Origin of the sequence: Paenibacillus sp. FSL L8-0638 (assembly GCF_038593075.1) — a bacterium.
Classification (GTDB): domain Bacteria; phylum Bacillota; class Bacilli; order Paenibacillales; family Paenibacillaceae; genus Paenibacillus; species Paenibacillus polymyxa_D.
On sequence record NZ_CP151960.1, the window covers coordinates 3,466,757 to 3,479,460 of the forward strand.

At 46.6% G+C, this 12,704-nt stretch carries 12 protein-coding genes and 1 riboswitch; all 12 genes read right to left on the reverse strand.

Features of this window, described 5'->3' with window-relative positions; genetic code table 11:
- Positions 1-115 precede the first annotated feature (115 nt).
- A riboswitch (FMN riboswitch) is annotated at positions 116-289 on the reverse strand.
- Between the two features lie 69 nt (positions 290-358).
- The gene (locus MKY35_RS15315) at positions 359-823 is read right to left on the reverse strand and encodes an IDEAL domain-containing protein (protein ID WP_029517301.1); all 465 of its coding nucleotides are present in this window, start codon (positions 821-823) and stop codon (positions 359-361) included.
- Between the two features lie 220 nt (positions 824-1,043).
- Complete coding sequence (locus MKY35_RS15320; protein ID WP_322251798.1) at positions 1,044-3,332, reverse strand: thiamine pyrophosphate-dependent enzyme; 2,289 nt, start codon at positions 3,330-3,332, stop codon at positions 1,044-1,046.
- Positions 3,332-4,345, reverse strand: a complete 1,014-nt coding sequence (locus tag MKY35_RS15325; RefSeq protein ID WP_029517299.1) for a 2-oxoacid:acceptor oxidoreductase family protein — start codon at positions 4,343-4,345, stop codon at positions 3,332-3,334. Before MKY35_RS15325 ends, MKY35_RS15320 begins: the two co-directional genes overlap by 1 nt.
- A gap of 252 nt (positions 4,346-4,597) precedes the next feature.
- Positions 4,598-5,032, reverse strand: a complete 435-nt coding sequence (locus MKY35_RS15330) for a peptidylprolyl isomerase (RefSeq protein ID WP_013310775.1) — start codon at positions 5,030-5,032, stop codon at positions 4,598-4,600.
- 161 nt (positions 5,033-5,193) lie between these two features.
- Positions 5,194-6,561 carry a diaminopimelate decarboxylase gene (lysA, locus tag MKY35_RS15335; protein ID WP_342444159.1) on the reverse strand — a complete coding sequence of 456 codons (1,368 nt, stop codon included), beginning with the start codon at positions 6,559-6,561 and terminating at the stop codon, positions 5,194-5,196.
- 110 nt (positions 6,562-6,671) lie between these two features.
- Positions 6,672-8,366 carry a spore germination protein gene (locus MKY35_RS15340; RefSeq protein WP_342444160.1) on the reverse strand — a complete coding sequence of 565 codons (1,695 nt, stop codon included), beginning with the start codon at positions 8,364-8,366 and terminating at the stop codon, positions 6,672-6,674.
- Positions 8,367-8,392: 26 nt separating this feature from the next.
- Complete coding sequence (locus MKY35_RS15345) at positions 8,393-8,815, reverse strand: stage V sporulation protein AB (protein WP_342444161.1); 423 nt, start codon at positions 8,813-8,815, stop codon at positions 8,393-8,395.
- Entirely contained in the window at positions 8,812-9,465 is a 654-nt protein-coding gene (locus MKY35_RS15350) for a stage V sporulation protein AA (protein ID WP_029517295.1), read from the reverse strand. The genes MKY35_RS15345 and MKY35_RS15350 overlap by 4 nt, the downstream gene beginning before the upstream one ends.
- Positions 9,466-9,641: 176 nt before the next feature.
- On the reverse strand, positions 9,642-10,397 hold the full coding sequence (gene sigF, locus MKY35_RS15355) for an RNA polymerase sporulation sigma factor SigF (RefSeq protein WP_023989213.1): 756 nt from the start codon (positions 10,395-10,397) through the stop codon (positions 9,642-9,644).
- Between the two features lie 11 nt (positions 10,398-10,408).
- Positions 10,409-10,864, reverse strand: coding sequence for an anti-sigma F factor (gene spoIIAB, locus MKY35_RS15360; protein ID WP_029517294.1), 456 nt, complete (start codon positions 10,862-10,864; stop codon positions 10,409-10,411).
- Positions 10,861-11,214, reverse strand: a complete 354-nt coding sequence (gene spoIIAA / locus MKY35_RS15365) for an anti-sigma F factor antagonist (RefSeq protein WP_013310782.1) — start codon at positions 11,212-11,214, stop codon at positions 10,861-10,863. Before spoIIAA ends, spoIIAB begins: the two co-directional genes overlap by 4 nt.
- Positions 11,215-11,310: 96 nt before the next feature.
- Positions 11,311-12,504, reverse strand: coding sequence for a D-alanyl-D-alanine carboxypeptidase family protein (locus MKY35_RS15370; RefSeq protein ID WP_342444162.1), 1,194 nt, complete (start codon positions 12,502-12,504; stop codon positions 11,311-11,313).
- Between the last annotated feature and the right edge of the window lie 200 nt (positions 12,505-12,704).

Sequence of the window (12,704 nt, forward strand, 5' to 3'; positions counted from 1 at the left end):
ATCAAAAAGAAAGCTTAAGAAAGCTATCGCCCGATGCCATCCTACAACGAAATAAGCCGTACGCACAATTGGGTATGCTAAAAATCGGCACATGTCACGTCATGCACATGCGCTTCGTATCCTTCTCCCATCCAGACTATACTGTCGGTCCCGGATTTGCACCAGGTCCACCTTCTGCTGATCATTCAGCATCCGGGTCACGGACTAAGCCATGCTGTTTCTCACAAAAACGATCCACAAACATGTCATCACCGCCGGTGGGGAATTTCGCCCCGCCCCGAAGGATCTTGCTCTTATTCTTGAATTAACATTAAACTTGTTACGTATATTAGCACCGACTTCTAAAAAAAGCAAGTTATCAAATAGAAGCTCCTGCTTTGGTTTTGACATATTGGCTGGAGAGTTCTTCAAACCAGGTTTTATCGTTCATATGAAGCGCCAAGTCAATCAGATCGGCCAGTTCCTCGACTCCCAGCTCTGTTGCATGATCAAAGGTAATTACGGCTGAAGCAACCGGTCCTCGCCCTTCCTCAGAACATGCTTCATAATCCAGTCGTACATCAACATGTCCGTCAATAAACTCGCATTTTAGAAAATAAATAATTTCGCACATTAAAATGGGGCGTACTTGTGTTTCTAACACGCAATCCATCACCTTGGCAGAATAATGCTGGTTCGTCAGCGTAAATTTGTGTTCTGTCGCTGCCAGCGAGGTCCGTCCAAAATCATCCGTAAACTTGAGTTCCACTGGCTTGATGTTCATAACCTTAGGGATCTGTTTCTTTATAATTTCGATTATTTCAACTGTATTCAGCTTAATCATTACCTGCACCTCATTGCATCTTAAAATTCAGAAGAAAACTTTTTAACGTGCCTCTTATAGGCCTCCACTCCTATATCGGAAATCATTACCTGTTTTTTTATGCTTCAACCCATAAACGACAAAAAAGATTCTTTGCGCAATAAGCGCAAAGAATCTTGACTGAACTACTACAGTAACAGCGGCTAACAATGTTAATCGATGATTATGCAAAAAAAAGGAATTATAGTTCTGAAATTTCATGTTTCTTTTTCAGGATAGTCCAACGACGCTCTATCTCCTGCTCAAAGGTAGCCAGTGTAGCTTCCTCCTTGAGTAGATGCTTCGTTTTACCCATTAATTTTAACCATTCTGCAGCTGGAATCCGTTTTCCTTTGTCTTCCGGATTGTAGGTAATGGTCGTACTGCCTTGTTCTATTTCGTACAAAGGAAAGAAACAGGACTCGACAGCGGCGCCCACAATACTGGTGCCCAGTCTGTCTTCGGATTTCCAATTCAGCGGGCAGGCGCACAGGATTTTACCATAGGCCGTACCCACGTTGTTTGCATACCATTGAGCCTTGGCTGCTTTGCGCAGCATATCCTGCGGATGACTTTCAGCAGCGGTAAAAGCATACGGAATGTTACAAGCGGCCATGATTTGCACGGTATCCTTGTGATGCCCTTGCTTTCCTTTTTGCATTTTACCTACACCCGACGTACTGGTCATGTGACCGAGCGGAGTGGAGTAAGATTGCTGTGAACCTGTATTCATGTACCCCTCGTTATCATATTCCAGCATGATTAGCTTATGATTACGCAGAGCCGCACCAATCGCAGAACCCATACCAATATCCATCCCACCGTCACCACTAATCATGATAAAGGTCGGATCGTCCGACATCTCAATTTCATTACGCCGTTTCATTTCCATGTAAGCTTCTAGCGCTCCTGAAAGGGTAGCGGCCCCGTTTTGAAAAAGATTGTGGATCATCGGTTGTTTGTGTGATGTATATGGATACCCTGTCGTCGTCACATATACGCAGCCTGTCTGGAACAGCACGACAATATCCCCTTCAATACCTTTGAAAAACAGTTCCAGCGCAGACAATGCCCCACATCCTGGACAAGCTCCGTGGCCTGGTGAAAGACGCCGTGGTTTGGTTGTCAACGACCGCAAAGGTGGTACCTTGACCTTGAGCTTCCCGGTCTCCTCGTCCGGCGTAACCTGAATCAGACCCGTACGGTAATCATTACCACGTGGCGGCTGCATAACTTGCGGCATCACCTTGTCCGGTGAACCCGAATTAATTCCGTAGTAATCAAAGGGCTTCTCTACTCGTCCGGCCTCTGCCGCCTCGATTGCAAGCTGGAAGAACGCCTCTGCATCTTCTGCATAAAAATCTTTGCCGCCCAAGCCAAAGATACGGCTCAACACGAGTGTCTGATTCAGCGGGTCCTCCTGCAAGGCCGCTTTAATTTCATGTGTTAAATTACCGCCGTCCGCCCCATACGAGTCTGCACGTTCACCTACCAGCAACGCCTTGACATTGCGTAATGCTTCCCGCAGTTGTGCGGCTGGGAACGGTCGGATGATGTTCGGACGTATCACACCAGCTTTAATTCCGCGCGCGCGGAGTTGATCCGCCACATCCTTGGCCGATTCAGCCGCCGAATTCAACAGAAATACCGCAACCTCAGCATCCTCCATTTGATACAGATCTAAAATCGGGTATTCCCTACCGGATAAAGCGGCATATTCTGCTGCTACCTGCTCATATACTCCTTCTGACAGCTTCAGTGCTTCGGACAGCTGAACATGATTATTCGTCAAGTCATCGCCGTTCATATGCGCGCCCACAGTAACAGGATGATCAAAATCCGTAATATTCGGATAATTTAAGTTCGGGTTAGGACCTACAAAACCACGCACGGTCTCAGCATCGGCAAAATATTGCACTTTACGTTTTTGATGGGACGTATAAAAACCGTCATATGCGACCATTACAGGCAGCCGAACATCGCTGTGCTCTGCAATTTTTAGTGCCATAATGTTCATATCATACACAGCCTGTGGTGTACTTGCCGTCAAAATGACCCAGCCTGTATTCAAACCATAGTACAGATCCGAATGATCTCCGCGAATATCTAGGGGACCACTGACAGCTCGTGTCACCAGATTCATAACCATAGGAAAACGGGTACCTGACTGAACAGGTAACTGCTCCAGCATGTACAGGAAACCTTGCGAACTAGTGGCGTTCACCACCCTCGCTCCCGCTGCGGCAGCTCCATAACAAATCCCTGCCGATCCGTGTTCTCCGTCTGCTGCAACCAGCTTAATATTATGCTGACCTCTCGTTCTCATCTGATCTAGATACTGCGCTACCTCGGTAGATGGAGTAATCGGGAAATATCCCATCATATGATAATTAATCTGCGCAGCCGCCGTTGCTGCCATTTCATTACCGGATTCGAACGTTGTCACTTGCGCGGCGCCTGTCTGTTTGAGTTCTTCCTCCAGTTTTGCCATTACGCACGCCCTCCTTCATATACCGGAAATTGGTGGGCAACTCGATTCTGTTCAGCCCATCCCCATTGCTCGCGACGCGAGCTTAGTGCCCCCGATGGGCAAATATCTACACATTTCAGACATCCTTTGCAATACTGGTAATCAATCCCTTGCAAAAATGGCATCATTCTTCCGCGTTTGTCTGCTTGCTCTTCCCATACAAAACAGTAATCCGGGCAAATCGAATCACACTTGGCACAATGGGTACATTTATCAACTTCATATTCAGGCACATACCCCTGACGTGAACCACTAACATCTCTCGTTATGCTGTTTCCCTGAGTTGCAATAACGCCCCCCAGTAATTGCGTTTCGTATCCCAGCAATGGCTGCGGACGTTCAAAAACCCGATCCTGCGCGTCATCAGTAACCGGATATACGTGCAGTTCCATTTCATCATAACCACGGTTAAACGTACGCAGATTAGGTTCCACTAACAGTGGATTTTTCTTTTCAAAGGTACTGCGTATAACCGATCTCATCGCTTCCGGGTCCAGGAAGTCACAGACACGGAACAAGGCACCGAGCATGGACGTATTAAGTTTGGTTCGCTCTTCCAGTGCGATGCCCATCGCATCCACCACCGCTAATGTTCCGGATACCAGTCCCAAATCAGCCCGTATTTCTTCTGCTGGACGCGTGGAATTTACCACTACAATCCCATCCGCTGGCAGTCCGCTGATTACATTTACCGTTTTGTATAACGTTTCATGGAAAATGCCTACCACATGCGGTTGCTCAATCGGACTGTGATCCCGAATATCGACTTCTGGCTCACAGAAACGGACGAAACTTTTAACCGGAGTTCCCTTTTTTTCCGAACCGTAGGACGAAAAATTTGAAGCATTCAGACCCAGACCAAGCACCCCGGTTTCGGCCAACATTTTGCCAGCCAGATTAGCGCCGAGTCCACCAATGGATTCCAGCCGGATTTCAAAAAATCCGAGTCGATTTGTGCTCGTTAAAATAGACAATGTGATAAGCCCCCTTCTTTTCCAATCCTTAACGAGTTTGAATACTCATATAAAAAAAATTGGAAATTGCATTCTTATGAAAAGGCTATCACAACACTTACTTTTCGAATGTGATCTTACGCACTGTAATGCCTACGTGATTGCGAAAATCAATAAACCGTCAAACAAAAGACAACAAAAGCCGCCCTGTCCAAAGACAGAACGGCTTAGGTGCAACGCTATTTAAAAAAGATCATGTAATTAACGGTAAAATTACACGTCAAATACTTTAACCTCTTTCATTTTGTCGCCTTGTTTTACAGCATCAATGAATTCCATACCTTTGGTTACTTTACCAAATACAGTATGTACTCCATCTAAATGTGGTTGTGGAGCGTAGCAGATAAAGAATTGGCTGCCACCTGTGTTGCGACCTGCATGAGCCATGGACAGAACGCCTTTGGCATGCTTTGTTGTATTCGTAGCTGTTTCACAGTCAATCGTGTAACCAGGACCGCCTGTACCGTTACCGATCGGACAACCACCTTGAGCAACAAAGCCAGGAATGACACGGTGGAAGCTCAAACCGTTGTAGTAACCGCTGTTTGCCAGCTTTTCAAAGTTAGCAACGGTGTTTGGAGCTTCTTCTGGGAAAAAGTCAATTTCGACGATACCGCCGTTTTCAAGATCTATTCTACCTTTTTTCATTGTTTGTATCTCCTTTTCAACCTGTTTTGAGAACTAAATAACATCAAGTTCCAGTTTACTATGAATTGCCGCGCTTAGCAAAGTCTTGTCCAAAAAAAGGGCCATTGACCCCGGTATATGATTACCGACTCAATGGCCTGCTTGATCTTACAATGCTAAAATCAGAACGAAACCGTAATCTTGGCGTTGGGCTGAACCGCCGGACTGGCTTGCTCACGAATCAAGCGCTGTGGCACAACATCGTTGCGTACGATATCTTCGTAGGTTTCCCGACGCACCACCAACTCGGCCTCACCGTTGTTGACAAATACAACTGCTGGTCGACGTATTCGGTTATAATTACTCGCCATCGAGTAATTGTAGGCTCCGGTTGAGGCAACAGCGAGCAAGTCGCCGCTATTTATACGAGGCAGCTCTACATCCCAAATCAGCATATCGCCGCTTTCGCAGCATTTGCCCGCGATGGACACCGTCTCTTCGTTCGTATCCTGCGCTCGATTAGCCAGCATCGCTTCATACTTGGCCTGATACAATGCAGGGCGTGGATTATCTGTCATCCCACCATCTACCGAGACATATTTACGTACTTGCGGAATATCCTTGATGCTTCCTACCGTATATAAGGTCGTGCCTGAATCGCCTACAATACTGCGTCCCGGCTCAATCCAAATTTCTGGAAGTTCGTCGTAAAGTCCTGAAAAATAAGTTTTCACTGCTTCGCCGATAGCCTGCACATAGGTAGAAACTTTCAGCGGTGTGTCCTCCTCTGTGTAGCGAATGCCAAATCCCCCACCCAGATTAATCACTTTGAAAGAAAACTGAAGCTGTTCCTTAATTTCTCTGGAAAAAGCTGCAACCCGTTCAGCAGCCATTTGGAAGCCATTCACTTCGAATATTTGCGAACCGATATGAGAATGTACCCCCAGCAGGTTAAGATGATCTAGCTTGATAGCCTGTTCCACTGCTTGGCGTGCTGTACCGTTCCCAATGTCAAAGCCAAATTTCGAATCTTCTTGACCTGTGGCCATATATTCATGCGTATGCGCCTCAACCCCTGGTGTAACTCGCAATAAGATATTCACCTGCTGTTCTTTCTCAGAGGCAAGGGCCTGCAACAAATGCAACTCCATTTCGCTATCGACGACGAAGCAACCAATTTGCGCATCTAACGCCATTTCAATTTCTTCCGGTGTTTTATTATTGCCGTGAAAATGGATTCGCTCTGCCGGGAACCCTGCTTGTAGCGCAGTAAATAATTCTCCACTGGAAACTACGTCAAGCGACATCCCTTCTTCAGCAGCTAAAGCGCACATCGCCATAACACAAAACGCTTTGCTTGCATAAGCAACTTGAAACTTCAATCCAGTTTCACGAAAAGCTTCTATGAATTCCCGGCAACGCCGGCGGACTAACTGTTCGTCAACAATATATAGCGGCGTGCCAAAACGCTCTTTCAAAAGCGTTGTATCACAACCGCCGATCTCCAAATGTCCATTGCTGTTAATTTTACTGCTTCCATGCAAATACATGTTCTGGCGCCTCTCTTTCTGGAACAAGCTAGTCATATTCCATCGAATGTTTACACCAGTATAGCAAAAAAAACATCAAGAACAATGGATTTTTATGCAGATCATTTATATTAATGCTCCTGTCCATTGCCTGAGTTCGAATCTGTGTCGGCATCCGTATGGGGCATACGCGTATTGTCCCTCGTTTTGTTAGATGACGGGCGGTTAGCCGCATCTAGTACAGGCATACGGAACAAGATGGAAGCTAACGCTTTGGCATTAAAAGGAATGAACGGCCACAAATACGAAGAATTATATGACCGATGCAGCGTCAGCATCAAAATGATCAGTGTCGTACCCACGACAAAGCCTGGTACGTGAAAAATTGCAACAGCAACCAGCAGGAATAGTCGAATTAGTCTATTTGCCAGCCCCAGCTCGTAGCTCGGTGTTGCGAACATTCCTATGGCAGCGACAGCCATATATAGCACAACCTCATTCACGAAAAGTCCCGTCTGAACCGCTATGTCACCGACCATAATGGCTGCGATCAAGCCCATAGCGGAAGCCAGTGGTGTCGGAGTATGCACAGCCGCCATTCGCATAAGATCGACCCCTAGTTCCACGATGATAAACTGTACAATCAGCGGAAGATGTGCTTCCTTTTGAGGACCGATAAAATCGAGAAACGCTGGTTTTAACTCGGGATTGATGACCATTAGCAGCCACATCGGAAGCAAAAACATTGAGGCGAATATGCCTAAAAAACGTACCCAGCGCAAATAACTTCCCATAAAAGCGGTTTGCCGATTTTCTTCTGCATGCTGACACAGGTCAAAAAAAGTGGTAGGCAAGATCATCACGCTGGGTGAGGTATCTACGAAAATAACGAGTCTTCCTTCCATAATATGCGATGCCACAACATCTGGTCGCTCCGAATATCGTACTAATGGATATGGATTCCAACCTTTATTGATAATCGTCTCCTCTAATTGCTTATCGGCCAGCGGAATACCATCCAAATTAACATTTTTAATTTTGTCTCGTACAGTATCCACCATCACCTTATCCACAATATCGTCAATGTAGCCCAAACAAACGTCCGTTCGGGTTCGACGTCCGACCTGCATAGCCTCAAATTTAAGTCCTGGGTCCCGCAAACGCCGGCGCACCAGACCTACATTTGTAAGCATTGTTTCAGTAAACCCGTCGCGGGCACCGCGCACAACCCGCTCCAAAGAAGGTTCCTCCGGACTACGCACCGGATAATTACGGGTATCCAGAATAAGGGAAAAACGTTCACCTTCCATGAAAAAGGCACTCATCCCCGTCAGTACCTTGTTAATGACGACTGACATCTTATCTGTCTTCTCCACCTGAATATGTGGAATAAAGTTTTCGAAATACGCTTGTAGTCCATCTGAAGAGAGATTATCCGGCGTCAGATAGGTGAGCCGCTTTAGCACTTCAAGCATAATTTGATCCTTCGCAAAGGTATTCAGGAACAGATATCCGGTATGACGCCCTCCCAGTGTCATTTCCCTGAATACGACATCAAAGGTCTCCCCCAAACCTAATACTGTTTCAAGTGTATTCTTGTTATCCTTCATCCTCGGCGATATATTATCTTCGGCCTGCCAGTAGCGAACGGACTCCTCTACGTTATCAGATCGCTCACTCTCTTTTTTGTGTTTAAAACGTGCAGATTCCTGCGCCTGCTTTTCCTGCCATGGACTCAACTTTTCTTCGCCAGTATGATATTCCCTTCCGATTACCCCATCTTCTTGATGCTGCTCCTGATGCTCTTGATCCGCTCTGTGATCCATATTCCTTGCCCCCTTCGCTTTCGTTGTTAACGATTGTATACAAACCAGTCAAATAAGGAACCCGTCACCTTACCAAGCACCATTGCCATTAGCAGACCGAGCATATACACGGTCATGTGGAGTCGCTTGGCGAGTATAGGCAGGAGATTTAATACCTCCGTTAAAGCCGCGGCGAGCAAACCAATAAACACTCCGCAAAATAGCCCAGGTATCCATGTACATATGCCCGGTAGTGGCAAGCAAATGTTCCAAAAATCGATCACAGTCCCCAGCACTGAACCTATAATCATTGCCTTTTCGTATGCACGTGATTTTTTATACGTACGGGTGAGTTGTGCTAATCGCGGCATGATATCTAGCACAATAAAAAAAGCAATTACACCGCTACCCACCGCAAGGCCCCCAGCAATACCTAAAATAATCTGAAGTGCAGCCTGTACAAATATCATGGTTTCTTAGCCTTTGTCTGCAGACGGGCCATCTTTTCATATTCCTCTGCCACAACATACTGATCCACATTTTCCTGGTACAGATACATTTCCACCTCCAGCGGTGTCGGCTCCTCGTTCCAATTTTTCTTGAACAAGTGATTAAAAAAAACGATCATGCCAAAGCCGATGCCGATTGAGTAAGCAATTTGAAACAGGTACGGATGCTCATCCTTATGTCCCGTAATCATCTCCACAATCCGAACCTGTACTTCCATCATGCTAACGTCGGCATGAAAATTCATAATTGTCAGCGCAGAGCCAAAAAACAGAAGCACCCATACCAAAACAAACAGTATTTTGGACGGCTTACGGGGTTTCTCCACGAGTTCGACAAGTACATGCGGCTTCCCAAGAGATTCAACTACGACCCCCGGAATATGATCTCTAATTTTTGCTATGATCTGCAGCATATCTATCAGTATCAGATTACCGTCCTGGTGCTGCGGCCGCTTGAGAACAAGCTCAAGCAGTTCCTTTTCCCATTCAGGATTAGTCAGCAAATTGGCTACATCACCCAAATGTAAATCCTGTCCTTGTATCATGCGGACACGGCTGCGGAGCCGCAAGTAGACAATAGGAGCTACTGTAGGAGCCGGAGTATGAGTCATCCGATCCCCTCCTTATCCTCGTAATTATCAGTTAGTATGGAACGAAGCAAGGAAACCTATTCTGTGTATTGTCTTTTATCCCACGCAAAAAAGAGTACCCCTGACCATTAAAATGGCTTTGGAATACCCTTTAGAATTACGTAAGCATAAGGATTTCACTAAGATCCTGACTGTTATTATTGGGCAATCTGATCGCGGATCAGTTGTAAAATCTTTTTTTCCAGCCGTGATACCTGCACCTGAGAAATACCAAGCCGACTTGCAACCTCTGATTGCGTCTGATCCCGGTAATAGCGCAGGTACACAATCAACCGCTCCCGCTCAGATAGTCCGCCAATGGCCTCATTGAGTGCCAGCTTGTCAAACCATCTTTCCTGTGATTCGTCAGCAATCTGATCCATAAGTGTAATCGGATCACCGTCATTTTCGAACACCGTTTCGTGAATTGAAGTAGGCGGCTTATTGGCCTCCTGCGCAAAAACAACGTCCTCTGGCGTCACTCCCAGTTCATCAGCAACTTCCTTGACTGTAGGCAGACGGTTGAGCCGTTTGGATAGCTCGTCTTTCATTTTGCGGACCTTATTGGCCGTTTCCTTCAAGGAACGGCTAACCTTGAGTGTACCGTCATCACGCAGGAACCGTTGAATCTCACCGATAATCATCGGTACTGCATATGTTGAAAATTTAACTTCGTAGCTGAGATCGAATTTATCCACCGATTTTAACAAGCCGATACAACCAATTTGAAAAAGATCGTCAGGTTCATACCCCCGGTTCATAAAGCGCTGCACGACAGACCAGACGAGCCGGATATTACTATTGACCAGTGTCTCACGAGCCTCATTATCACCGGATTGACTCAATGCAATAAGCCGCTTGACTTCCGCATCCTCTAAATAGCTGTGCGAAGTTTTTTTTCCTCCTGCTTCCATAGGATCAACTCCTAATTATATAAAGCTTTCTTGGATTCAATCCTTTTCTTCATCCGGACCGACGTGCCTCCGCCCGGCTCACTGACTGCTTCAAACTCATCCATGAAATTTTCCATAATCGTAAAGCCCATGCCGGAGCGTTCCAATTCAGGTTTGGACGTATATAAAGGCTGCTTGGCGAGTTCTAGATCCTCAATTCCTCGGCCTGCGTCCTCAACAACCAACGTGATCACGTCCGCTTCAATCCCGACTCTAATCGTTACGACACCTGACGGGTCGCTGTCATAGCCGTGAATGATACTGTTTGTCACCGCTTCAGACACCACGGTTTTCAAATCACTTAGCTCATCCATTGTGGGATCAAGCCTGGAAATAAAGGCCGCGACAGCCACACGAGCAAATGCTTCATTCTCGGATTTTGCAGCAAACTGCAAGCTCATGAAATTGTTACCCGTGCCTTCTCTCATGACACTACCTCCAGTTCCGTGAGCGCATTTCCCTCGTTGTCATAAATGGGCATGATTTTGAACAGCCCTGACATATCCAGCAGTCGGTGTACTGGCGGATTGACATCACAGACTGCCATTTTTCCGCCCTTTTGCTTGATCAGTTTGTACCGTCCCAAGATAACGCCAAGGCCGGAGCTATCCATAAACTGAAGATTCTTCAGGCTGAGCACAATATGCTCGCATTGCCGGCGCTGAATCGCCTCATCCATTTGCATACGGACCATGTCCGACGTATGGTGATCAAGCTCACCAGACAGCCTTACAATCAGTACCCCCCGGTGATGCTCCATTTCAATTTGCAGGTTCATGCTTGCTCACTCTCCTCCCGGTCTTGGACAAGGATTTCTACGTAGCCGCAGACGATTCCTGCCCTCCGACAAAACTAGAAGAAAACCCCGTAAAATCTACAAAGAAAATAGGTTCGACATGGTACGTTTAAACAATTTCCACCATCCGGCCTTCTCGATAGCCACAGGCGAAGTGATATTAAACTCCTTAAGCCGTTGTCCATCCTGATAGACGACCAGCTTACCAACTGGGTCACCAGCCTGGACAGGAGCTTTGAGGCTTGGGGCCAGTTGCAATTCATGACGCAACGTTTGTTTGTTGCCACCTTTTTTCACCAGCACACTGTAAGAACGGTCAGCCTGAATTTTCAGCTCTGGCAACACGCCTTTTTCAACTTTTACGCTGCCCAGCAATTCACCCGGCTTGTATATGGATTTCATTGTATATTGGGAAAATGCATAGTCGAACATGGAAGACACTTCATTGTTGCGTATCTTCGTATTTGGCTCCCCGAGCACGACAGCCACGACACGCAAGCCATCACGCTTCGCGGTAGCGGAAAGACAGAACTTTGCTTCTGCCGTATAGCCTGTTTTCAGCCCGTCTGCTCCAGTATAGAAACGGACAAGTTTATTCGTATTCACCAGCCAAAAGGGCTTGACTGAGGACTTACGCAAATAGTCCTGATAGGCTCCCGTATATTTCGTAATTTGCGGGTATTTCAACAACTCCCGACTCATAACCGCAATATCATGCGCAGAAGAATAGTGATTCTCTACGGGTAAACCGTTGCAATTGGCAAAATGCGTATCCTTGAGCCCGAGTTGCTGCACCTTGGCGTTCATCATCTCAACAAATGCCTGCTCAGACCCTGCAAGTTTCTCAGCCATCGCCACAGAGGCGTCGTTGCCTGAAGCCATCGCAATTCCCTTCAGCATCTCATCGACCGTCATTTCTTCTCCCGGCTCCAAGAAAATTTGCGAGCCCCCCATTGAAGACGCATATTCGCTGGCCCGAACTTTATCGGTCAGCTTAAGCTTGCCATCCTGAATGGCCTCCATTGTCAGCAACATCGTCATAATCTTGGTGATGCTCGCTGGAGGAAGCTTTTCACGACTGTTTTTTTCATAGATGACTGTGCCCGTATCTGCATCCATCAGGATCGCCGAGAGAGCCTGGGGAGCTAGCTCAGCCGCTGATCCCTCTTTGGTTTTGCTTTCAGGTATACTTTCTTCGGCCCAACCGCCGACAGGGACGGCAGTCAAGGCTACCAGGCAAGCCAGGATGAACGCCACCACTTTTTTCTTCACAATCGGTTCCCTCCTCAACATATTGGCGTAAACCACCGGAGCCTATTTACTTACTCCTCCGGCCTATTCGCGTGCTGCTAACCATTGTCGTCAGAATGAAAGAAAAATATTCCATATGACTAAAAACATCAAATAGCACCAAGCTGAGTCAGCATGGTGCGCATTTTCCAATATCTAAAATGACAGAACATCTATCGTCT